At 61.2% G+C, this 23,142-nt stretch carries 25 protein-coding genes; 13 read left to right on the forward strand and 12 right to left on the reverse strand.

The annotated features are described in order from the left end of the window. Positions 1–202 precede the first annotated feature (202 nt). From GEV05_12905 to GEV05_12930, 6 genes are all read right to left on the reverse strand, one after another. The gene (locus GEV05_12905; protein ID MPZ44280.1) at positions 203–799 is read right to left on the reverse strand and encodes a hypothetical protein; all 597 of its coding nucleotides are present in this window, start codon (positions 797–799) and stop codon (positions 203–205) included. After that, positions 775–1,200, reverse strand: a complete 426-nt coding sequence (locus GEV05_12910; protein ID MPZ44281.1) for a hypothetical protein — start codon at positions 1,198–1,200, stop codon at positions 775–777. The genes GEV05_12905 and GEV05_12910 overlap by 25 nt, the downstream gene beginning before the upstream one ends. Positions 1,201–1,305: 105 nt before the next feature. Then, positions 1,306–2,388, reverse strand: a complete 1,083-nt coding sequence (locus GEV05_12915; protein MPZ44282.1) for an acyl-CoA dehydrogenase — start codon at positions 2,386–2,388, stop codon at positions 1,306–1,308. Further along, positions 2,385–3,545, reverse strand: coding sequence for an acyl-CoA dehydrogenase (locus GEV05_12920; GenBank protein ID MPZ44283.1), 1,161 nt, complete (start codon positions 3,543–3,545; stop codon positions 2,385–2,387). Before GEV05_12920 ends, GEV05_12915 begins: the two co-directional genes overlap by 4 nt. A 42-nt stretch (positions 3,546–3,587) precedes the next feature. Beyond that, on the reverse strand, positions 3,588–5,819 hold the full coding sequence (locus GEV05_12925; GenBank protein ID MPZ44284.1) for a CoA-binding protein: 2,232 nt from the start codon (positions 5,817–5,819) through the stop codon (positions 3,588–3,590). Continuing rightward, the gene (locus GEV05_12930) at positions 5,767–6,615 is read right to left on the reverse strand and encodes a UTRA domain-containing protein (GenBank protein ID MPZ44285.1); all 849 of its coding nucleotides are present in this window, start codon (positions 6,613–6,615) and stop codon (positions 5,767–5,769) included. Before GEV05_12930 ends, GEV05_12925 begins: the two co-directional genes overlap by 53 nt. 4 nt (positions 6,616–6,619) lie before the next feature. Here GEV05_12930 and GEV05_12935 point away from each other — a divergent pair, with 4 nt between their 5' ends. The 13 genes from GEV05_12935 to GEV05_12995 all read left to right on the forward strand — a co-directional run bounded on the left by GEV05_12935 (position 6,620) and on the right by GEV05_12995 (position 17,746). Next, entirely contained in the window at positions 6,620–7,174 is a 555-nt protein-coding gene (locus GEV05_12935) for a hypothetical protein (GenBank protein ID MPZ44286.1), read from the forward strand. Then, entirely contained in the window at positions 7,171–8,313 is a 1,143-nt protein-coding gene (locus GEV05_12940; protein ID MPZ44287.1) for a thiolase, read from the forward strand. The genes GEV05_12935 and GEV05_12940 overlap by 4 nt, the downstream gene beginning before the upstream one ends. Before the next feature lie 32 nt (positions 8,314–8,345). Next, positions 8,346–9,869: a 3-hydroxyacyl-CoA dehydrogenase gene (locus GEV05_12945; protein ID MPZ44288.1), complete on the forward strand. Its 1,524-nt coding sequence runs from the start codon at positions 8,346–8,348 to the stop codon at positions 9,867–9,869. Between the two features lie 29 nt (positions 9,870–9,898). Then, positions 9,899–11,170, forward strand: coding sequence for a Rieske 2Fe-2S domain-containing protein (locus tag GEV05_12950; protein ID MPZ44289.1), 1,272 nt, complete (start codon positions 9,899–9,901; stop codon positions 11,168–11,170). Beyond that, a complete protein-coding gene (locus GEV05_12955; protein MPZ44290.1) occupies positions 11,167–11,676 on the forward strand; it encodes a hypothetical protein in 510 nt (169 codons plus the stop codon). The genes GEV05_12950 and GEV05_12955 overlap by 4 nt, the downstream gene beginning before the upstream one ends. A 129-nt stretch (positions 11,677–11,805) precedes the next feature. Next, complete coding sequence (locus tag GEV05_12960; protein MPZ44291.1) at positions 11,806–12,678, forward strand: nitrate ABC transporter substrate-binding protein; 873 nt, start codon at positions 11,806–11,808, stop codon at positions 12,676–12,678. A 118-nt stretch (positions 12,679–12,796) separates the two neighbouring features. After that, on the forward strand, positions 12,797–13,282 hold the full coding sequence (locus tag GEV05_12965) for a hypothetical protein (protein MPZ44292.1): 486 nt from the start codon (positions 12,797–12,799) through the stop codon (positions 13,280–13,282). A 32-nt stretch (positions 13,283–13,314) separates the two neighbouring features. Continuing rightward, positions 13,315–14,721 carry an FAD-binding protein gene (locus GEV05_12970; protein ID MPZ44293.1) on the forward strand — a complete coding sequence of 469 codons (1,407 nt, stop codon included), beginning with the start codon at positions 13,315–13,317 and terminating at the stop codon, positions 14,719–14,721. Positions 14,722–14,829: 108 nt separating this feature from the next. Beyond that, on the forward strand, positions 14,830–15,681 hold the full coding sequence (locus tag GEV05_12975; protein ID MPZ44294.1) for a taurine ABC transporter substrate-binding protein: 852 nt from the start codon (positions 14,830–14,832) through the stop codon (positions 15,679–15,681). An 82-nt stretch (positions 15,682–15,763) separates the two neighbouring features. Beyond that, positions 15,764–16,069, forward strand: coding sequence for a hypothetical protein (locus GEV05_12980; GenBank protein ID MPZ44295.1), 306 nt, complete (start codon positions 15,764–15,766; stop codon positions 16,067–16,069). Further along, entirely contained in the window at positions 15,847–16,593 is a 747-nt protein-coding gene (locus GEV05_12985; protein ID MPZ44296.1) for a hypothetical protein, read from the forward strand. The genes GEV05_12980 and GEV05_12985 overlap by 223 nt, the downstream gene beginning before the upstream one ends. Continuing rightward, positions 16,235–16,738: a hypothetical protein gene (locus GEV05_12990; protein MPZ44297.1), complete on the forward strand. Its 504-nt coding sequence runs from the start codon at positions 16,235–16,237 to the stop codon at positions 16,736–16,738. Before GEV05_12985 ends, GEV05_12990 begins: the two co-directional genes overlap by 359 nt. Before the next feature lie 126 nt (positions 16,739–16,864). Beyond that, entirely contained in the window at positions 16,865–17,746 is an 882-nt protein-coding gene (locus GEV05_12995) for a TauD/TfdA family dioxygenase (protein MPZ44298.1), read from the forward strand. Between the two features lie 495 nt (positions 17,747–18,241). Here GEV05_12995 and GEV05_13000 read toward each other — a convergent pair whose 3' ends face one another. From GEV05_13000 to GEV05_13025, 6 genes are read right to left on the reverse strand one after another with little or no spacing between them, the layout of a single operon-like run. Beyond that, positions 18,242–18,907: a TSUP family transporter gene (locus GEV05_13000; protein ID MPZ44299.1), complete on the reverse strand. Its 666-nt coding sequence runs from the start codon at positions 18,905–18,907 to the stop codon at positions 18,242–18,244. Beyond that, positions 18,897–19,091 carry a hypothetical protein gene (locus GEV05_13005; protein MPZ44300.1) on the reverse strand — a complete coding sequence of 65 codons (195 nt, stop codon included), beginning with the start codon at positions 19,089–19,091 and terminating at the stop codon, positions 18,897–18,899. Before GEV05_13005 ends, GEV05_13000 begins: the two co-directional genes overlap by 11 nt. A gap of 1 nt (position 19,092) precedes the next feature. Next, positions 19,093–20,595 (reverse strand): hypothetical protein, encoded by a 1,503-nt coding sequence (locus tag GEV05_13010; protein MPZ44301.1) that lies wholly within the window; start codon positions 20,593–20,595, stop codon positions 19,093–19,095. A gap of 7 nt (positions 20,596–20,602) precedes the next feature. Then, complete coding sequence (locus tag GEV05_13015; GenBank protein ID MPZ44302.1) at positions 20,603–21,178, reverse strand: hypothetical protein; 576 nt, start codon at positions 21,176–21,178, stop codon at positions 20,603–20,605. A 29-nt stretch (positions 21,179–21,207) separates the two neighbouring features. Continuing rightward, positions 21,208–22,176 (reverse strand): tripartite tricarboxylate transporter substrate binding protein, encoded by a 969-nt coding sequence (locus GEV05_13020; protein MPZ44303.1) that lies wholly within the window; start codon positions 22,174–22,176, stop codon positions 21,208–21,210. Between the two features lie 14 nt (positions 22,177–22,190). Continuing rightward, entirely contained in the window at positions 22,191–23,123 is a 933-nt protein-coding gene (locus tag GEV05_13025; GenBank protein MPZ44304.1) for a TauD/TfdA family dioxygenase, read from the reverse strand. Between the last annotated feature and the right edge of the window lie 19 nt (positions 23,124–23,142).

Raw genomic sequence — 23,142 nt, forward strand, 5'->3', positions numbered from 1 at the left:
TGAAGCGAACCGGCTTGGAGGGATAGGAGCTCTGAGCAAGGGCGCTACTTTGTTGCTGCAGAACCCCAAAGCCGACACCGGCGCATACGAACAGGAAACAATATTTGAGCTTGAACATGGAACTCCTCCTTGAGCTGTTATATGACGATTTATCGTCCGCTGAATCGCCAAGTATTTCCCGAGCGCTTTCCAAACCAGGCATTCACTTTGCCATGCCCAGATCACTGAGAATTGCGTGATGCTCTTTGCGCTGCCGTTCAAGGAAATCCTTGCTTTGTTGGCTGTCGAGATAGTTTGCTACCCAAAGGTTTCTATCCAGCTCTTTCTTCCAACTTTCCAGAGACGCAAGTTTTGAAAAAACCTCATCCCAATAACTGATTTGCTGTTTCGTCAAACCCTTCGGCCCGACTGCGCCGCGCCATGTAGAGTAAGTAGCGTCGATCCCCTGCTCTCGCCAGGTCGGGATGTTTGCCAGCGCGCCGCTGAGCCTGTTTGTCGAGGACACGGCGATTACCCGGACCTTGCCGGCTTGCAGTTGAGGCACTGCAATCGGAGCCGCAATGGGAACAACGTCAACATGCCCGCCCAATAGCGCGACAGTCACTTCTCCTCCGGATTTATATACAACGTTTCGCACGCGCTTGATGTCGACTCCCGCTGTCTTGAGCGCCGAAACGGTCGCGATGTGATTCGCACCTCCGAGCGCCGTTGCTATGCCGAACGAGATGGAGGATGGATCCTTCTTGAGCTGATCTATCAGCGCCTTTGCGTCTTTTATCTTCGATTCGGGCAGAACCATGAACGCGATGTTTTCCTCGAAAAGCTGCGCGGGGCAATCGGCGTAAGGTCCCTGAAATCGATGGTGCTGGCGCCTACGATTTTGTTGGTAACCACGCCCGGCGAGGTGATGGATAGATAGTGCGCATCATTGGCGTGCTGGTTTATGTAAAGGTAGGCAAGGGTTCCGCCGCCGCCCGGTTTGTTCACGACAGCATTCGTGGCTGCCACAAGTTTGTGATCCTGGATGAACCTCTGAAGCGTCCTTCCTGTCTTATCCAGCCCGCTTCCAGGACCGGATGGGATCACGATCTCGACATTTGATTCAGGCTTCCACTCCGCCCCTGTGGCAACAAGCGGCACAATCGCCGTGCTGAAAAGCAGGGCTGACAAAGCTCGCGATGCACGATCGAGTCGAAACATGACTTCCTCCTCCTTGAATGCGAGTCCGCGTCTTTCGATTTATTCGAAACTGCTACCCACGTTGTGTGAAAACCTTCCTGAATTTCTTCATCAACAGAAAAGGAGCTACCTTGGATCGCGGACAGATCCGGTTATCTCGGCCCACAGTTTTGCGGAGCCGCGGTCCAGCGCATGGCGTCCGAGCTTGTCTGCCCAGACGGCTTCGCTGCCATATTCCGACCGCCATGCCCATAGTCGAAGCGTGCTGTGGTGCAAAAGGTATTCATCTGTCACCCCGATCGCTCCATGCAGTTGATGCGCGATCGACGCCCCCGCCTGTGCCGCTTCACCGGCTCTGATTTTTGCGAAAGCGACCGCCATTTCGGCGCGATCATTCGCCTGAACAGACGCTGCAGCCGCCATCGCGCTCGCCTTGGCTATGGCAGCTTCTCCAGCCAGCCTGGCCAGTTCCTGCTGTACCGCCTGAAACTTGATGATCGGTCTGCCGAATTGAGCCCTGTGCCTGGCATACTCCGTCGTCATCTCGAGTATCCGCTCCAGGGCGCCGGACATCTGGACCGCTCGAGCCAATGCACCGCGCTGCAATGCCTGCTCGACCGTTACAGATGACTCGGCGTCGCTTACGCGCCAGTCGTCCAGTGCGTCTTCGTCAAAGACGATGCGGTCTCTCGCCTCGCCCGCGAGGTTGGCGTGAGGGTGCACGCGATAAGTCGACGCGGGAGCACAGATCACTTTCGAGCCCGCGCCGATTCTCGCGACCAGTACGACTGCCGAGGCATGGCGAGCGTACGGAACCGGGTCCACGTACCCTGAAATCTCCCATGCGCCGTCGTTTCGGTCGACTCTAAGCTGATCGCGCCCCTGGACAATCCCAAAAGCAAGCGGACCCTGCGGTAACGCTATCCCTTGCGCGGCAAGAGCCCATCCTGCGAGCAGTGCTGTTTCGGCGAGCGGAACGGCAGCACAATATTTTCCTGAAAGCCGAAGAATCTCGGCGGCTTCCACGACGCTGCCTCCGGAGCCCCCAAGCGACTCGGGGACGGAAACGAGCGTCATTCCGGTCTGTTCGAGGGCCTTCCACAGCTCCGTGCACCATCCTTCCTGCCGGGCCTTGTTCAGACGATCGTTGCGGTAAAAATCCAGAAAGACGCGACTCACCGCGTCCTGCAGCAGCGTGCTGTCGCTCATACGCCCCCCTCGAGCCGCTTGGCCACGATGCCGCGAAGAATCTGAGTCGTGCCCCCCCGGATCGTCGAGATGGGTGCAAAGATCGTGGCTTCCCCGACGAGCCGCTCGAGCTCGTCATCCGCATCAACCCCGGGCGTCACATCGAGCAGCATCTTCACGGCCTCGGTCACTTCGCGCTCGAAATGCGTGCCGATGTCCTTGACCAGCGCGGCCTCGGTCGCAAGATTGGGGGACGTTTCCCTGGAGAACTCGCTTGCGATAGCGAGGGACATGACTCTGACACTCGCAAATCGCGCAAGGAGGGTACCGACCGTCACTCTCGCCATGCGGTCCGGCGATGTTTTCAGCCGGTCGATCAACGCGAAGAACAGCGGCAGCGTGTTCATGTATCTTTCCGGACCGCTTCTTTCCAGCGCGAGTTCCGATGTGACCTGGCGCCAACCCTGGCCAATTTCACCCAGCACCATTTCGTCGGGCACGAAGGCCTCGTCGAAAAACACTTCGTTGAAATGGTGCTCGTTGTTGAGAAAATTAATGGGGCGGATCGTGACGCCAGGCGAGGGCAAATCGACGATGAGCTGACTCAATCCTTCGTGTTTATTTTCCGCGAGCGGCGATGTGCGGCACAAGACGAACATCGCATGCGCCTTGTGGGCCCAACTGCTCCACACCTTCTGCCCGCTGAGCTTCCAGCCGCCGGATACTTTGTCGGCGCGCGTTCTCACCGAAGCGAGATCCGAACCGGAATTGGGCTCGCTCATGCCGATTGCAAAATAGCACTCTCCTTTTGCAATAGCGGGCAGATACTTCTGGCGCTGCGCTTCGGTGCCAAAGCGTAGAAAGCTCGGTCCCGTTTGCCGATCCGCGATCCAATGTGCCGATATCGGAGCTGCTGCGGCCAGTAACTCCTCGGTGATGACGAAGCGCTCGAGATAAGAAGCCTCGCGGCCGCCGTATTTTTTGGGCCAGGTCACGCCGATCCAGCCCCGGGACCCTACTTTTCTACTGAATTCCGCATCGAACTCGCCGTGGCCCAAGTGGACGCGAAAGCTTCCTTGCCGGCGCTCCTCGTGCAGGAACTCGCGAACCTCATGTCTTACCTGAGACAGATGCTCCGGAAGGTCCAGCGCCGAGAAATCCGTACTGGTGAAAAGCATGGCTGATTGTCCCTGCGTAAATTGATCCGGCTCGCGTCCGGCTCACTGGGCTGCGTTCAAGACCACCAGCGCGTCAGCCGCTCTGACGCCGCTTCCCACCGGGCCTGCAAAAAGCGGATTGATGTCGATTTCCCCGATTCGATTTCCATGATGGGCGATCAGATAGCTGATTCGCGATATAGCGTCCGCCAGCGCGTCGATATCGAGAGCGGGCAGCCGTCGATACCCTGTGAACAGCGGGGCTGCCTTGAGCTCGAGAATCATTTCCCGCGCCGACGCTCGGGAGATTGGCGCGAATCGCCGCGTCACATCGTTCAAGACCTCCGCATAGATGCCTCCCAACCCCAGCACGACCACCGGCCCGAAACACTCGTCGACGAAAGCGCCCAGGATCAACTCGGTTCCCGAGCACGTTTCCTGGATCGACACGCCTGCGATGGCAGCATCGCTGCGGTACTCCTGCGCGGCTGAAACGATTTTCCTGGCGCCCTCTTTGAGCTCGCGCAACGTCCGGATGCCGGTCATGACGGCGCCCGCCTCGGTCTTGTGCGGAATGTCCGGCGACTCGACTTTGATGACTACGGGAAACCCGAAAGGGCCTTTTTCCAACCGCGCGATCTCATCCAGGCTCAGTAATTTCTCGTTGACGACTGGGATGCCGTATGCCGCTACGATTCGCTTGGACGCATGTTCTCCGAGAGAGCCTGCCGCCGCGGGCAGCTCGAGATGAATTTTTAAAAAGGCGTCGCTCTCGTCGACGCGAGAGCGGGACAGGCTCTCACTGCGGGAAAAAAACTCGCTCAGCACCGCGGCTGCCGCCACCGTTCTTCCCGGTGTGACAAACCAGGGAATCCTGTTCTCCTCGAGCGTCATCAGTGCCCGGGAAGAGCGGTCCGGCACGCGGCTCCAGGCAACCAGAACCGGCTTTTCCGAATTCTTCGCTATCGACGCGAGCTCTTCTGCCCAGGCCGGTGCATTTACGCCTTGCACGGCACCGTACCTGACCAATATCTGGTCGTAGCCTGGATCGTCCACGAAAGCCTTCACCACTCGATTGAAGCGCGCAGCGTCGTCACCTACCTGTGCCGTCAGATCGATGGGGTTCGATACCGCGGAGTGAGGCGGAAGGACTGCGCCGATCTGCCCGAGCAGCGATGGACTCGGAGCCGGCAATGTGAGCTTCCCTTCGTCACAGCGGTCTGCCATCAACACGCCGGAGCCGCCCGAGGTGGTCACCACTGCAACCCGGCGCCCTTTCGGGATCTTCCCCCCGAGGAAACCGCGCGCAATATCCACGAGATCCTCGATCTCGCGGATCTCGATGAATCCGGAGCGGGCAAACGCCGTCTTGAAGAGCTCGTAAGGCGCGCTGAGATTCGCCGTGTGAGACGCGACTGCGGCCCGCGCGGCGCCCGAGTTGCCGACCTTCCAGCACAGTATGGGCTTCCCGAGTTGGAGCGCTTTCTCTCCGACTTCGAGGAGCCGCCGGCCGTCCCTGACGCCCTCTATGTACGCGACGATTACTTTAGTTTGCTCGTCATCGAGGATGTGATCGATGAGATCCGCTGTAGAGATATCGCACTCGTTTCCCGTCGAGATGATCTTGGAAAATCGCAGATCCTGGTGATTGCACAGACCCGCCGCGCTAAATCCGAAGCCGCCGCTCTGCGTAACCATTGCTACAGGGCCGCTCGAGAGTCCGTAGTTTCGAAACCCCGGGCCGAATCCGCAGAACATGCGTCGGTCGACGTTCATCAGGCCTATGCAGTTGGGCCCGACGACACGCACACCGCTTTCTGCAATCGCTTTATCCAATTCGTCCTGCAGTCGCGCCCCGGCCTTGCCGGTCTCGCTGAAGCCGGAGCTCAAGACGACCGCCAGAGGAACACCCGCCTTTCCGCATTGCCGCACCACGCCGGGCACCTGGGCCGCGTTCACGGCGATCACCGCAAGCTCGGGCGGCTCAGGGATATCGGTCACGCTGGCGAAGCTCGGGTAATTGCAGATTTCTCTCGACGTGGGGTTGACCGGAAACACCTGCCCCGAAAAACCCCCGAGCCTCAAATTAGAGACGATTTCGCCGCCGACTTTTTTCGTGTCTTCCGACGCGCCGACCACCACAATGGAAGAAGGCTCCAGCAGCTTGCGCAGATCGACCGGCGCACCGTGCGCATGAGCAACAGGAGCTTTCGAAACGACTTCCACAGGCGGCTCCGGATGTTCAGCCCGCATGACCTTGCCGAAGCAAGAAGTAATATCGGTCCGTTCTTGCATAGCTCACCCGCACTTCCACCGGCACGTCATTGAACGTGTATCCCACCCTCCGGATTTCGAGGACAGGCTCATCTCGCTTCAATTCGAGTTGCCGCACTACAAACGGCTTCGCAAGAACCGCCCGCAACTGATCGACCGTTCTCGTGACCGTGACGCCGAATTTCGCCTGATAGATTCCATACACGGTATCCCCTCCCTGCCGGATTATTTTTTCCGACAAACCGGGGAAATGCGTTCCCGACACGGTGATCTCGGAAAGCATCACCGGAATATCGTTGATTCCCAGAACGATCGAAAACTCGAACACGCGCGCCATGCTTTTCGTCGGCGCAAGTTGAAGAGCTTGCGCGATATCCGCCGGCGCCGTCGACTTCGCGAACGACAGCAGCGCAAATCGGGGCAGTGCCTTCGGTCCGAAGTCCGGCACCATGTGGAAGAACTGGTAGACATTGTGGTGATTGTGCGACGAGACGTAGGTTCCCTTCCCCTGCTTGCGCATCAGAACCTTGGCCGCGGCGAGCTCCGCTATCGCGGCCCTCACTGTGGGAATGCTCACGCCGAAGCGCTCGGCGAGACGCGCTTCGCTGGGGAGCGCCTCCTGCGCTTTCCATTCGCCCGACACCAACCCCTTGATGATCTGATCGCGCACCGCCTGATAAAGCGGGCGGTCGGAAGAAAATATCGAGGGGTCGATCGTCTCTGTTCGGCTCATTGTTGGAAAGTGAAGCGTCGTTTTTGCGCGTTTTTGCAATGCCTTCGTATCCGCGCGATTGACCGGCTGCGCGTCCTGGGCCATTATAATGAGTAGAATCACTAAAGCAATCCGGCCTTCTCCGCATCGTCCTCTGGCATTACCCGCAGGGCGCCATCAACAAAACCCTGCGCTCATTGCGGACGGCATGCTCCGACAAATTCGCAAAAAGGAAGCGGCAATGGAAGAAGCAGCAACGAGACCTCGCCCGGACATGCGGGGCGCCGGCAAGCAGTACTGGGCTTCCGGACGCGACGGCAAGCTTTTGCTCCCGCAATGTCAGGCTTGCGGCAAAGCGCACTGGTATCCGCGCCTCTATTGTCCGCACTGCGGGTCCGACAAGCTCGAATGGATCGCCTGCAGCGGCAAGGGCGTGATTCACACCTTCACCGTCGTGCGGCAAAGCGGCCAGAAGTATTTCAAGACCAGAGTCCCTTACGTTCTTGCCATGGTCGCGTTGGACGAAGGTCCTTTTCTGATGACCAATATCATTGACTGCGACGTCGGTACCGTTGCGATCGATGCGCCGGTCACGGTGGTTTTCGAGAAACTGGCGGATGATGTGAGCGTTCCGTTATTCAAGCTCGCGCGAGAAGGAAAGTGACCGTGCCATCGACACTTTCGGGAGAGGCGGCGATCGTCGGAGTTTCGGCAGCAGAAGTGGGCTGGGCCACGTCCTACTCGGTCGCAGAAATCATGGCCCTGGCAACCCGCCGCGCGCTCGACGACGCCGGTCTCTCCATCCGCGACGTAGACGGTGTGTTCGCAGTGACACCCTATTTCTGGATGTCGTCTGTCACGCTGGCGGAGCAGCTCGGAATCCAACCTCGCTATACCGACTCGACGAACCTCGGCGGCTGCTCTTTTGTCTCTCACCTCGGGCATGCGCTCGGCGCGATCGCTACGGGACGCTGCGAAGTGGCGGTGATCGCATACGGCAGCACGCAACGCACCGACGGCGGCAAGCTCGTAACGGGCGCCGACAATCTTCCGTACGAGATTCCGTACGGGTTCCAGCATCCGATTTCAGCCTATGGGCTGGCCGCGCAGCGGCACATGCACGAGTTCGGCACCACGCGCGAACAGCTTGCGAAGGTCACGGTTACGGCAAGCCAATGGGCCGCGCTCAATCCTTCGGCGCTCAAGCCGGAGCCGGTCACCATCGAAGACGTCCTTAAATCGCCGCTGGTCAGCGATCCGCTGCGCAAGCTCGATTGCTGTCTGATCACCGACGGCGGCGGTGCGGTCGTCGTGACGACGAAGGATCGCGCGAAGATGCTCAGGAAGAAGCCCGTGTCCGTCCTGGGCGCAGGCGAGAGTCACAGCCACCGCTACGGCGCCGCGATGCGAAGCTACACCACGACTGCGGCGGTCGCCTCTGGACGCGACGCGTACGAAATGGCAGGCATGGGGCCCAAGGACATCGACGTCGTCCAGATCTACGACGCATTCACGATCAACGTGATTCTCGGATTGGAAGATCTCGGCTTCTGCAAAAAAGGCGAAGGGGGAGCGCTCATCGACCGCGGTATCGGCCCCGGCAGCAAACGGCCCGTGAATACGTCCGGCGGGGGACTCCGCTACTGCCATCCCGGCATGTTCGGCATCTATCTCATCATCGAGGCGGTGCAACAACTGCGAAAAGAAGCAGGCGCGCGCCAGGTGTCCGACGCTCGCCGCGCTCTGGTGCACGGCATTGGCGGCGTTCTGTCCGGGCACGCCACGGCAATACTCGGCGTATGACGGGAAACCAACGTGCTTTACCGGGGAAGATAATGATCGACGCGTCGCGGAAAGACCTTGTGCTGGGTGTCGTAGGTGCCGGAACGATGGGACGAGGCATTACGCAGGTCGCGGCAGCCGGCGGTATCCAGGTGCTGCTGACCGACGCGAGAACCGAGGCGATCGCAGAAGCCCGCCAGTTCATCGCCAAAATGCTCAATCGCGCGGCCGAGAAAGGGACGATCTCGGCTTCGCAAGCAAACGACGCGCTCGGCCGCGTGCGTGCGGTCGAAAACCTGCAGGAGCTTTCGGCCTGCCACGTCGTCATAGAGGCCGTGGCTGAAGACCTCGCGGTAAAACAGGAACTCTTCTGCAGGCTGGAAACCATCGTCGCCGACGATTGCATACTCGCGTCGAACACGTCCGCGCTCCCGATTACCAGCATCGCCGCGAAGTGCAAGCGCCCTCAACGGATTGCGGGAACGCATTTTTTCAATCCCGTTCCGTTGATGAAGCTCGTAGAAATCATCGGCGGAGCGCTCACGGATCCGGCGGCCGGCGACGCGCTGACGATTCTGGCCAGACGCATGACACGCGAGCCGGTGCGATGCACGGATTTCCCGGGATTTCTCGCGGGCAACATCGGCCGCGGGTTCACGCTCGAAGCTGCCCGCATCGTCGAGGACGGCGTCGCCGCGTTCGCGGACGTCGACAGCATCATGCGCGATGCGGTCGGATTCCCCATGGGCCCGTTTCAGCTCATCGACAACAACGGCGCCGATATCGTGCAGCGCGCAATGGAATCGGTTTATGAAGGCTTCTACCAGGAGCCCTACTTTCGCCCGTCCGCGATGATGAGGCAACGCGTCACGGCGGGTTTGCTCGGACGCAAATCCGGCAGAGGTTTTTTCGAGTATCAGAGTGGGAAGCTCGTCAACGTCAAAGCCGAGAGCGCCGTCCCCGCGAACCGGCCCCAATCGGTTTGGGTAAGCTCCGCGGAGCCGACGTGCGCTCGGGTTTTGACTGAGCTCCTGCGCTCCCTCGGAGCGAAGGTCGAGACCGGCGCACAGCCCAGCACCGGAGCGCTGTGCCTGGTGACACCGATCGGGCAAGATGCCACCATGGCGGCGCTCGCGCAGAAGCTCGATGCGCGGCGCACCGTGGCGATCGATGCGCTTTTTGGCCTTGGCAAACGCCGCACCCTGATGGTGACGCCGGTGACCAGCCAGGAAACCATCCTTGAGGCACGGGGCTTGTTATCGAGCGATGGCGTGCCCACGACGATCATCCAGGACAGCCCCGGCTTCATTGCACAACGAATCGTCGCCATGATCGTGAATATCGGCTGCTGGATCGCGCAATCGGGTTTTGCGTCTGTCGAAGACATCGATAAAGCCGCCCGATTCGGACTTGGCTATCCGAAGGGCCCGTTTGGTTTTGCCGACGATATCGGGGCGCAGCGGATACTCTCGATATTGAATGCGGCGCACATCCGAACCGGCGATCCGAGATATCGCCCGAGTCCCTGGCTTTCGCGCCGAGCGGAGCTCCATACTGATTGCGCGCGCGCCTCGTGACTTGAAATCGCCGATACTGAGGAACACACATGTCCATATCCGTCAGCGAACCCCTCACCGAACCGCTTACCTGGCCCGCCGAAGGCGTGGCGCGCGTTCCGTATCGCGTATTTTCCGACCCGGACATCTATGCGCTCGAGCAGGAGCGGATTTTTCGCGGTCCAGTATGGCATTTCCTCTGCCTCGAAATCGATATTCCGAAGCACGGAGACGTTCGCACGACCTGGCTCGGCGATACACCCATCATCGTCACGCGAGACCATGATGGCAAAATCCATGCAATGATCAACCGCTGCGCGCACAAGGGCGCGCTGGTGTGCCTTAAGAAGAGCGCCAACGTCGAGTCCCTGAGGTGCGTTTATCACGCATGGAACTACGGCCTCGACGGCAAACTGAAGAATGTCGCCTTCCGGAAAGGCATACAAGGGAAAGGCGGTATGCCTGACGATTTCGATATTTCGAAACATCGGCTGGAGCCGCTGCGCCTCGAGATCTTCTCGGGTCTCATCTTCGGGACGTTCTCCTCTGAAACAGAACCATTGCGATCGTTTCTCGGCGACAGGATGACGCAATTTCTATCGCGCAATCTGGGCCGCCCCCTGAAGACGTTGGGTGTCCATAGCCAAATCATTCACAACAACTGGAAGTTGTACGCCGAGAACGTGCGGGATTCCTACCACGCCACCTTACTCCACACGTTTTATACGACGTTCAAGGTGAACCGGCTCGATATGGACGGAGGTATCATCCTCTCGGACAAGAAATGGCACCATATCAGCTACACCAAGCGCGCCACGCTGAAGCCGGCGCAGGAGTACAACGAAGCGAAGGTGCACTCGGCCCAGTACGAGTCCAAGCTCGCCGGGCCGGCGCTTCTCGCAGCCTGGGATGAGTTCGACGATGGCATTACGCACAGCATTCAATCCGTGTTCCCGACGCTCGTCGTCCAGTTCACGCTGAACTCGCTGGCTGTGCGGTTTTTCGTTCCGCGCGGCGTCGACAAGACCGAGTTGTTCTGGGTCTTCCTCGGCTATGAAAGAGACGACGCAGAGCAGACCAGGATGCGCATCATGCAGGGCAATCTGACCGGCGCTGCGGGCCTTGTCTCGCTCGAGGACGGATGCATCAACGAGTTCGTTCAAAGAGGGACTCGAACGAGTCCGCAACGCGCTGCGTTCGTCGAGATGGGCGGCCGGGAGGCCGTATCGAACGAGTCGTCGAGAGCGACCGAAGCGGCAGTCCGCGGCTTCTGGCACGGCTACCGCAATATCATGGGTTTCGAAACCGAGTCTACGAGATGAGCGCAACGCCACTGAAGGCCGAGGCTACGACCGTTATCGATCCCGAAATTCACTTGCGCATCGAGGACTTTCTCACCTGTTACGCACACGTGCTCGACGATGGCACGATCGACGAGTGGCCCGGTTTCTTCGCCGAGGATGCCATCTATCAAATCACCACGCGAGAGAATTGCGAAGCCGGATATCCGATTGGCGTCCTTTACTGTGAAGGGCGGGGCATGATTACGGACCGGGTGAAGGCGCTTAAGACGGCCAATATCTTCGAAGGTCACACCTATTGCCACATCCTGGGACGGCCGAGCGTACGGCAGGAAAGGCTCGGTGTCGTCGCCGTGCGCTCGAATTTCAGCGTCTTTCGAACCATGGAGGACGGCAAAGCGGAGCTTTTCGCCACGGGAAAGTACCTTGACCGCATCGATCTGCGGGACGAACAGCCCAGATTCCTGGAGCGCCGCGTCATCCTGGATTCGCGCAGAATCGATGTGCTCTTGGTATTGCCGCTGTGAGCGCCGTGCGGTCGCGATGCAGGCGGGCCGCGAACACAACGCAGTGCGGTTGCGGTAAATATCCCCGGCAAAGTATGCTAGTGCGCAATCCGTCGCCGCGGCGGCGGAATATCACATGAGGATACAGCCATGACATCCACGACCCGACCGGTGGTGAAGGTCGCTCCCAACAACCCTGTATTCGACCTGCCGGTGAGCGTCGGCATCGAGGAAGGCCTGTTCGACAAGGCGGGGCTCGATGTCAGCTTCTCGGCGACTTATGCGGATCGCGAGCAGGACAGCGCGGACAAACCGATCCTGTCGCGGCTGAAGGAGCAGCTCTACGAGTGCGGCTCCGCCGACAGCTACAACGTCTGCGAATGGGCAAGCATCGACCGGCTGGAGCAGGGAAAGCGCGGGGGCAACATTGCGGCCTTGCGCGCCGCGGTAGCGGCACAGGCGATCCTCACCTTCGACGAGAAGCTGCAGACCGCGCGCGACCTGGCCGACATCCCCGTCGTGGTCCAGGAGCTCACCGGCTCGCATTACACGACGCTGCAGATGCTCGAGAGCGCCGTCGGTCGCGAGCATGTAAGGATCGAGAAGGGGGGCCTACCGCCGAGGCGCTGGGAGGGACTCAAGAACGGCACTCACCGTGTGGTGACCGTGATGGAGCCGTTCATCAGTCTCGGCCTCAAGGAAGGCGCCCATATCATCGCGTCAGCGTTTTACCGGGGCGGCGAGGTGGTGGCGCCGGAGCTCACGCCGGAACAGCGCAAGGCCTATTACGACGCCGAGAACGAGGCCGTCGACCTCATCAATGCCGATTTCTACAAGTACGCACACCACGTGGCTGCGCACGCCAAGGGCGCTTTGAAGCCGCACGAGCTGCTGCGCGTGTTCGTGCGCTACAAGCACGTCGATTACTACGATCCGGCCTTGTTCAGCCGGGCCTATGAGTGGATGAAGGCCCGGGGGATGACGGAGGGTCGAAGCGAGCACGCGGCGCTCGTCGTGGGCTGATCGTCCGCTACAGGTCGCCGTACTCCAGGGGCTCGAACGCCCTGCGCCGCTTCGCGAGCGCGGCGCTGGCCGGTCCCCGTCCATGGCCCCGGCTTACTCAGCCGGGCAATTGTTACCCATGCGTAAACGACACGCTGCTTTAGTTTCGGGAATATTGGTATCCCTGCTTGTCCTCGGCGGCGCCTCTCGCGCCACGGCACAGGTGACCCGCTCCGACTACCCGGCTCGGCCGATCAACATGATCGTTCCCTTCCCACCCGGCGGTCCTACCGACGCCATCGCGCGCATCGTCGCCCAGAAGCTCTCCGAACAATGGTCGCAGTCGGTTGTTGTAGAGAACCGCTCCGGCGCGGGCGGCACGATCGGCGTTGCCGCGGCCACCAAGGCGGCTCCCGATGGCTATACGATCGTGATGGGCGGTTCGAGCAACCTCGCCGTTGCGCCCAGCCTGTATGCGAAGCTGCCGTACGATCCGCTGCGCGACCTGGCGCCGGTGGCCAACGTCGCATCCGGTCCTTACGTGCTTGCGGTCCACACCAACGTGCCGGCCGGGAGCGTCCAGGAGCTGATCAAACTGGCCAAATCGAAAAAGGGCTTGTTGTGAAAGCCACTAACGACGGGCGCACGCCGGATGACGTGGTGCGCGCCCTCGCTCGGGGCATGAGCGAAATTGAGGTTTACGTCCGCGAACTCGGGAAGATCAACGGCGCGATCATCAAGACCTCGATCGAGGAAAACGAGGCCGTCCTGGCCGACCTGAAAACCGGCGCCTACGATCATGAAAAACGGCCTCTTCGCCGCATCGGCGGTAACTACCCGCTCCCCGGTACGGGAACCTTCTATCACACAACGGTCAACGACGTGCCGGGGTTCGACGCGCGCAAACACTATCCGTGGGCCAACGGCGCACCCGGGGGGCCCAAGCTGTTCAAGATCCTGGAGGACAATCTCGCAAGGCAGGGCGTTGAGATCCGCCTGAGTCACGCTGCTCAGCGCCTGATTGCCGAGCCCGGCACACGCGAAGTGCGCGGCGTGCGGGTATCGCATAACGGAGGCACTTACAACATTCTCGCGCGCCGCGGTGTGGTCCTTGCCAGCGGCGGATTCGAGGGCAATGTCGCGATGCGGGAGCAGTTCATGGAAGGCAAGCCCATACTGAACGCAACGGCGGGCGGCAATACCGGCGACGGTATCCGCATGGCGCAAGATCTCGGCGCCGAGTTATGGCACATGTGGCATATCCACGGGGCGTACGGCTTTCGCCATAGTGACCCGGCCTACCCCTATGCCATCAGGTTGAAGCGCTTTTCCGATTGGTTCCCAGGCGATGAGGACAGCGTTACGCTGAAAATGCCGTGGATCCTGCTCGATCAGGATGGCCGGCGCTTCATGTCGGAGTACCAGCCCTATACGCAGGACACAGCGGCGCGACCGATGCAGTATTACGATCCCGTGAAGCAACGCTATCCGCGCAACCCAAGCGTCATGGTGTGCGATGAGGTCGGGAGAAAGCTCTATCCACTCGGCAAGGCTACCTCTAACGATGAAGGCCTGCGCTATGAATGGAGCGCAGACAACCTCAAAGAGGTCGAGCTCGGCATCCTGAAGCGCGCGAACTCGCTTCCCGAGCTTGCGGCTGCGCTCGGCATCGAGGCGCGCGCGCTGGAACGGAGCGTCAAGCACTGGAACGAGCTGTGTGCGCGAGGTCGTGACGAGGACTTTGGCCGCCCGCGCGGCTCCATGATGCCGATTGCTACGCCTCCATTTTATGGCGCACCGGTGTGGGCAACGGTAAGCAACACCCAGGGCGGACCGGTGCACGATGCCGAGCAGCGCATCATCAGCGTCTACGGCGAGCCGATTCCCCGGTTGTACGCCGCAGGCGAACTGGGCAGCTCCTTCGGCCATCTATACATATCGGGCGGAAACATCGTCGAGTGTTTCGTGACTGGACGTATTGCAGGACGCAATGTCGCGCAGGCCACGCCAATCTCGGGGCTGAGCGCTGTAACGAATCAGAAGCCGTTACCGATCGACGCGTGATCCGTGGAACTCAAGATCGCGCTCGAGCTGTACGACCGGCATCTGCCTTTCTTTCTCGGCACCGTGAAGCCGCCGGATGGCATCACCTTGTGCGCGCTCGAGGTGGGCATGGTGCCGCCGCGCCGACACGGTATCGCGCGCCACGCGCGATTCCTCGAGGGTGAGTTCGACGTCGCGGAGCATTCGCTCGCGTCGTACATCATCGGCGTCGAACGGGGGTTGCCGTTCAGTGCGGTGCCGGTCTTTCCGCGCCGGCTGTTCAGCCAGAACCACATCTTCGTCAATACCAAGGCGGGGATTGGCAAACCGGCCGACCTGATCGGCCGCCGGGTCGGTGTGGGCGCTTTTCAGATTACGATGGCGGTCCTCGCGAAGGGAGATCTTAAGAGCGAATACGGCGCGCCTTGGGAGCAGATTCATTGGGTGACCGCGCGCGACGAAGAAATCCCGGTAGACTACGGAATCAAGCTCGCGCGCGCAGACCGCCCGATTGACGATATGCTCTTTGACGGCGAAATCGACGCGCTGATCTATCCGCACCCGCCGCCGCGAATTCTCACGGGTGATCCGCGAGTGCGCCGGCTGTTTGCCGACCCGCGCGCCGAATCGATCCGCTACTACCGGAAACTTGAGTGGTACCCGATCATGCACGTGCTCGCGTTCAAGCGCGAGCTGGCGGAACGCACGCCGGATCTCCCGCGCGCGCTGATCGCGATGTGGGAAGAGGCGAAGCGCCAGACTCGCGAGTACTACGACGATCCAGGCTATGCGCTGCTTGCATTCTCGCGCACTGAGTACGAAGCGCAGCGCGATACGCTCACACCCGAGCTGTGGCCGTCAGGCATTAAAGCGAACCGCGCCAACCTCGAGCGTTTCATCGCCTACTGCGCCGACCAGCGTTTGATCAAAGCGCCGTTGCCGGTGGAGCGGCTGTTTCACGAATCGGTGCTCGATACGTGAAGGATCGAATCTAACTGTTGTCTTCCTTCTATTCCGTCTGAACGCTGTTCCCGACTTGTCACATTTCGTGAAGAGATACCCAATGCCAAACCCACTGCGTGCATATGCCGTCTTGTGCTCTACGTTGGCGCTGCTGATCTGCGCGGGGTCCGCGGGCGCCCAGGTGTGGCCGACGAAGCCCGTCCGGCTGGTGGTGCCGTTCGCCCCTGGCGGCATCGCCGACACCATGGCACGGTTCACCGCGCCCATGCTTCAGAGTGCGCTCGGTCAGACGGTGCTGGTCGAAAGCAAACCAGGCGCAAACGGCAGCCTCGGTACCGAATATGTCGCGAAGAGCGCGCCGGACGGCCACACGTTGCTCATTGGCTTGGCGGCCCCTCAAACCTGAGCCAATTCATTTTCAAAGTCGGCTACGATGGGCTCAAGGACTTCGCGCCGATCACGCTGCTCAACACCAACCCACTGGTGCTGATGGTCCATCCCAGCCTGCCTGTGCAAAACGTCAAGGAGCTGATAGCGCTGGCAAAGGCGCAGCCCGGCAGGCTCAGCTTCGCTGGCGCCGGAGGGCTCACACAGTTCGGCGGCGAGATCTTCAAATTCATGGCCGGCGCCGACATGGGTCCACGTGCCCTACCGTGGCGGCGCGCCGGCGGTGGCCGCGACCGTATCTGGCGAGACGCCGCTCACATTCGCCAACTACTCCGACGCCGTGGGCTACATGAAGTCAGGCCGGCTGCGCGCGCTTGCGATCACCAGCGCGCGCCGTTTTCCGCAGTCCCCGGAACTCCCGACGATCGCGGAAGCGGGGCTGCCGGGCTACGAGGTAGAGGGCTGGACCGGCCTCCTGGCGCCAGCCGGTACCTCACGCGAAGTCAGCGCGAAGCTCGCGGGCATAGTTCAGCAGGGGGTTAAGAACCCTGACGTTCGGAGGCGGATGCTGGAGATTGGCGCGGTACCCGGCGGTAATTCGCCGGAGGAGTTTCGCGCATTCGTGCAATCGGAAATGCAAAAATGGGGCAATTTCGTCAAGCAGACCGGGATTAAAGTAGATCAATAGATAGCGTGCGTCGATGGGCTCAGGAACAGACAATACGCTGGCGGCATGTGATCCGCACTTGCATTCGAGCAAGGGTTCCCCGCGTAAATTCAGCTCAAACATCGTCCGATAACCGGAGGATTACCCATGAAACAAAAAACCGCGAACTTCGCGGTCTGTCAGCTCGCCGAGCCGCTGGGCGCTGAAATCGCCGGCGTCGATCTCGGGCAGCCGATGAGCGACGCGACGTTCAGGCACATAGAAGACGCGTTTCACGAGCACTGCGTGCTCGCGTTCCGCAACCAACGCCTGACACCGCAAGCGCACATCGCGTTCAGCCGGCGTTTTGGCGATCTGCTGGTCCATGTGCTCAAGCAGCACAACGATCCCGACTTTCCGCAGGTGCTGGTACTCTCGAACATCGTCGAGAACGGCAAGCCCATCGGCATCCAGGATGGCGGCCAATACTGGCACACGGATCTTTCCTACACGGCGGAGCCATCGCGCTGCTCGCTCCTGTATGCCGTCGAGATTCCGTTCGAGAATGGCGTAGCCCTGGGCGACACCCTGTTCGTCAACACCTGCGCCGCATACGAAGCGCTGCCCGACGAGATGAAAGCCAGGCTCGCCGGGCTCAGAGCCACGCACAATTACAATGCGCGCTACAGCCAGATGCGGCAGAAAGGAAGCACCCGAACCGAGCTCGACGAGGGCCAAAAAAAAGCGGTGCCGGAAGTCGTGCACCCGGTGGTCCGCACACATCCTTTCACCGGGCGCAAAAGTCTTTACGTCAACGAAGGCTTCGTCACGGGCATCGTCGGCACGGCCAAGGCCGAGAGCGAGCGGCTTTTAGCCGAGCTCTACGACCATGTCACCCAGCCTCGCTTCATGTACCGCCACCGGTGGCAGGTCGGCGATTTGCTCATGTGGGACAACTGCTCGACGCAGCATAACGCTGTCGCCAACTACGGCCCGCACCAGCGGCGTCATATGCGGCGCACTACCGTGCGCGGCTCGACGCCCTTTTAATCACTGCCGTCGTCCTCTCGGGTGCGCGCCGCATTGGTGGTTGCCGTCGAATACCTATCAAAACCCTGGCCGTAAATCGAGTATGAGGTGGCCCGGAAATATTACGGGGTACGTTCCCGGTGTTATCGGACGCGTCGCCGAGCTCCACGCGACGCAAGCGCCCAGTACCTGCGTGAGGGCGCGGGCTTCACGCTGACTCGCCAGCATGCCTGCGACAACGACGGCAACACATCACACGTTCAGCGTTTTGAACTGTCGCTGACGTGAGCGACGCCAATCTGCTGATCACTTTCCCCATAGTCCTCGAAGCGGTCACCGACGAGCGATGCCCATGCGACGAGCGGCTGGCATGTCCGGTTGCGCTCCTCACGCCAAGTCTGCGCGATATGCTGGACACGGCGCAGCATGCAGCCCGAGGGGAACCGGTCGTTTAGACCAGGAGCGCCAGGCCCGAGGCGAGCACCAGCGCCAGAACGAGCCGCTGAAACTGCACTGTTAATCCAGTCGAAGACGCGCCGCCCTAGCCACGTGCCTGCGATCATTGCCGGCAGGCAGACTGCGAGCGAGGCCGCGACGCGGGGTGCCTGTACCTGGACGTTCAGCCCGACGGCGACCATCACCAAAGCCCCGGTAAACAGAATGTACGGCTGGTAGACATAGCGGCTGCGGCGTGTCCCAGCCACGCAGGCCACACCAGATCGTCGGTAGTGCCCCATGCAGCAGAGCGAGTCCGCCCATGACGCCACTCACCCATCCTACGATTGCATCGGCGAAGCGCCCACAGCCAGGCGCGAAACGCACAATGGGCAGACGCCGCCGGCTAAGGGCATAGGAGGCGTAGATGATCATGAAAGCTCCGAACAGGTGTCGAAATGCCGCGGCGTCGACGTTGCGCAGTGCCAGCACGCCTAGCGGGACACCCAGTAGCCCACCGGCCAAAAAAGGCCATAGCCGACGGTAATCGATTTCAGTGCGGAATGCCCATACGGACAATGAGTGCAGCAGCGTTGCGCAGATTGAAGCGAGCAGCACGGCCTCCGCGGGCGGCAACACGTAGAGCCAAATTCCCGTAACGATGATCGCGAACGCGAACCCGGCGCTGCCGACGACCAGTGCGCCTAGAAAAGCGCCGCCCGCGACCAGCGCAAGATCAAACCACATTTTCAGACGCGACGTACCCCTTGCACTCGCGCACCGGAATGCGGGGATATCTCGGAAACGCCGGATCGAGGCCGGAAAGCTTGCACCGAAGAAAGCGCGATCCTGTCTGCGCCGTTACGATGCGCACGTTGCGGCAACGCTCGCACAGACCGTTCGGCTCGGGAGGCGGCAGCGCATCCGCCATATCACGCGACGGACGCGCGTTTATGCAGCGAGTGCCGGATCAGCGGGTAGACGAGCGTCAGCAGGGCGACAACCATGAGGATTCCACTCACGGGCCGGGTGAAAAAAATCGTCCAGTCGTTGCCGTAACTGATCATCGTCGTCATGAAGTTCGTTTCGGCGAGCGGGCCCAGGATGACCCCCAGCACCATCGGCGTGATGGGGAAGCGGAAGCGCTCCAGGAGATACCCGATGATCCCGAAGATCACCATGAGCCACAAGTCGGTCAGGTTGTTGCGCGCCGCGAACGCGCCCAGCAGGCAGCACATCACGACATAGGCCGAGATGATCACCTCCGGGAGGTCGAGCACCTTTACCATGGGTTTCGTCGCGAAGTAGCCGATGGCGCACATGACCACGATGCCGACAAACACCGAAGCGAACATCGCGTAGATGATGTGGCTCGAAGTCTGGAAAACCTGCGGACCCGGCTGCAGGCCGTGCAGCAGAAAGGCGCCGAGTATGATTGCCGTTGCGCCGCTCCCCGGAATGCCCATTGTCACGAGTGGAATGATCGCCCCGCCGACCGAAGCCGTCGCAGCACACTGCGGGGCGACGATGCCTTCCGGGATTCCGGTTCCCATCAGCCGCTTGCGCTTGCCGTACTGCCCTTCGATGCCGTACGAAAGGAACGAGGCGACCGTCGCACCCGCGCCTGGCACGGTGCCGATCAGGATCCCGGTCAGGCTCCCCCGCGCGAACGTCGTCTTGAGAGCGAGCATCTCGCGCAGGGTAGGCAGCCGTGTGCGGATCTTCCCGACCGCCTCGAGCTGCGGGGACTTGAAACCCTGCTCGAGCCGCATGAACACTTCGCCCAGTCCGTACGCGCCGACCATCACGATCAGATAATCGATGCCATCCGTGAGGATAGGCACGCCGAACGTGAAGCGGTGCGCGCCATAGGTATCGTCCACGCCGACCGACGCGATCAGCAGGCCCGCGAAAAGACTCACCAGCGCCGCTGCGAGCGAGCTGCCGCCGAGTGAAACCACGCTCGCCAGCCCGAAGAGGATGACTGCGAAATACTCGGGCGTGGAAAACGTGAGCGCGATTTTCGCGATCGGTTGAGAGAGCAGCACCATTGTGATCGCCGCGACCATCCCGCCGAAGAACGCCGCGATGAGCGTCCAGCCGAGCGCCTGCGCCGCCTGCCCCTTGCGCGCCATCGGATAGCCGTCCCACAGGAGCGGCACGTCGATCGGCTCACCCGGAACGCGGAAAAGAATGGAGGTCCAGGCGCCCGCATAGGTGCCTGAAATGTACATCGCGGTGAGCAGGATGATCGCGGGAATCACACTCATGTTGTAGGTGAACGGCAGCGCCAGCACGACACCCATGACGAGCGTAAGACCCGGCAGCACAGCGACCAGCAATCCGAGGACGACGCCGATCACCAGAACGGCGAAATTCAGCGGCTGGAAGACGTGCGAGAAGCCGACGGCGAGGTTCGCGAGGATCGTTTCCATCGGCCGCCTAGCGGATGCCCATCAACTGCATGAGCAATAGCGTGACCGCGGAAAAAGGCGCTTCCCCGATCGGGAGCGAAACGTAAACGACCTTCATGAAAATGAACATGAGGAGGAGCGCGCCGAGCCCGCTCACCGCCGCGATAACGCCCCAGCGGCGATAGCCGCCAATCGCGAGAAAGCCCGCGAGATACAGCGCGGTCGAGAGGAAAAACCCGAGCCGCGTGACGAGCGCCACATAGGCAAGCGTCGCAGCGATGCCGAGCGCGAGGAGCACGGGATGATGCTCGACAGCGACTTCCGCGGCCACGACCGCGTGCTGCTCGGCCGACTCTTCGACGATTTCCTCGAGCACCCCGCTCACTTCGCCGATCGTGTCCTTCGCGAACAGCGCGCGCCCGACCTCGAAGGCGCACGTCACCAGGAGTAGCGCGACGATCGCTTTCGGCCAGAAATCCGGCCCCAGCGTGCCGGCGCGCTGCTGGAATTCGATGTTCGAAGCGGTGAAATACAAAAACGCGGCGACCAGGAGCACCACCGCGTAGGGCAGCGCTTTCAGCACCCGAGAGCGCGACATCGTCATCGGCGTTCCTTCCCGAACGGCCTGCAGCGCTACTGCGCGGTTTTCATTCCGGCGGCGGTCGCTTCCCTGCGCAGCGCTTCGAGCGATTGCTGAAAGCGTTTGGGCGCTTCAGCCATCGGCACGAAGCTCTCGGGATCGGCCCACTCTTCCTCGAGGTATTTCTTGTAATCCGGCGTGGAAGCGTAGCGCGCGATCGTGGCCGCGACGACTTCGGCGCGCTTCGGGTCGGTTCCACCCCGCATGAACACCCAGCGAAACTGCGGCACGGTGATATCGATCCCGACTTCCCGCGCTGTAGGGACGTCGGCGAACGCAGCCTGACGCTTCTCACTGATCGAGAGGAGCGCCCGCAGTTGTTTTCCAGTGAGAAAGCTGCGCACGTCGCCGGCCTGCTCGTAGACGAGATCGGCGTGCCCGCCCAGCACCGAGGCATAGCGCTCGCCCGGTTTCGCGAATGGCACTGCGGTTACCCGGATACCTTTGGCGATCAGATTGTTGATGTGAATCTCATCGATCGAGTTGAAGCCGACGAACGCAATCTTGAGCGCGCCGGGCTTGGCGCGTGCTTCCTTCTCGAAATCCGCCCACGTTTTGAAGCGGCTGTCCTGAGCCGTGAAGAAAGCGCCGGGCTGGCTGATGACGATTGCGAGCGGAATGAAATCCGCAAGCTTGTACTTGGCGCCCGGCGCGCCCATCGGCGCGTAAATGTCGCCCGTCACTCCGATCGTGTAGCCGTCGGCGGGCGCATTGAAGATTTTCGTAACGCCGGTCAGGCCCGATGCGCCGGGTACGTTGACGACGGGTAACGACACCTTGAGCGCCGACTCGAGATGCTGCGCGAGGCGGCGGGCGGTCTGATCGGACCCGCCCCCGGGGCCCCATGGAACGACCACTTCGATCGGCCGGCTCGGATAGCGCTCCTGCGCGAAAGCCCCGAACGCGAGCGCGGTCAGAAGGAAAGCGGCGCAGCAGCGCAAAACTGTTCTGGTAGCGACCATGTCGAGCTCCCGATTCAAGCGTGGAGAGCCGAGCGCGACGGCGTCTGCGCACGGAATACGGGTTTGTCGCCTTTGATCTGCGTACGATGCATGACGCGGCGCGTCGCGGGATCGAAAGCGTCGCGCCGGTGCATGACGCAGCGGTTGTCCCACAGCACGAGATCTCCCTTGCGCCACGCGTGATGCCAGGAGAACCGCGGCTGCGTCGCGTGCGCCCACAGCTCGTTCAGCAGCACCTCGCTTTCCTCGAGCGTGAGTCCGGGGATATAGGCGTTATGGCGACGGCCCAGGAAAAGCGCGTTGCGGCCGGTGACCGGGTGCGTGCGCACCAGCGGATGGACGGCACCGGCGGAGAGACGGGGATCGTCGGTGGCGGTCATGCCGCGCCGGATGCCGCCCGCGCTGTTGCGCGTCGCGTCGTGCTTGCACTGGAGCATAGCCACGCGAGCTTTCAATTCCGGCGGCAGCGTTTCGTACGCGAGATACATGTTGGCGAAACCGGTATCGCCTCCGCTGGGCGGCACTTCCAGCGCATACAGCGCCGAGCCCAAGGGCGGCACTTCGTTGTACGTCATGTCCATGTGCCAGACGGCTTCGGAATCGCCCAGGTCGCCAATCGCCTTTCCGCCGATTTTCACGTTCGAGATGACGCACACGTAATCGCTGGTCGTCGTATCGAGGACTTCATCGGTGTATACCGGCTTGGGATCGAGCGTGCCTAGACGCGCGCTGAATTGCTCGAGCTGGGGGTCGGTGAGCGCCTGTCCGCGGAACACGACTACCAGATGATTCATCCATGCCGAATGAATCGCGTCGAAGGTGGCCTGATCGAGCGGGCGCGCGAGATCGACGCCACCGATTTCCGCACCGACTGCGGGTGAAAGTGGCGTTACGGTAATGTCAGTCATGTTGAGGTCCTCGTGACGATAATTGATCGGCCGATTCATTCGACCTTTACGAAGAGTG

Source organism: Betaproteobacteria bacterium, assembly GCA_009377585.1.
GTDB lineage: Bacteria > Pseudomonadota > Gammaproteobacteria > Burkholderiales > WYBJ01 > WYBJ01.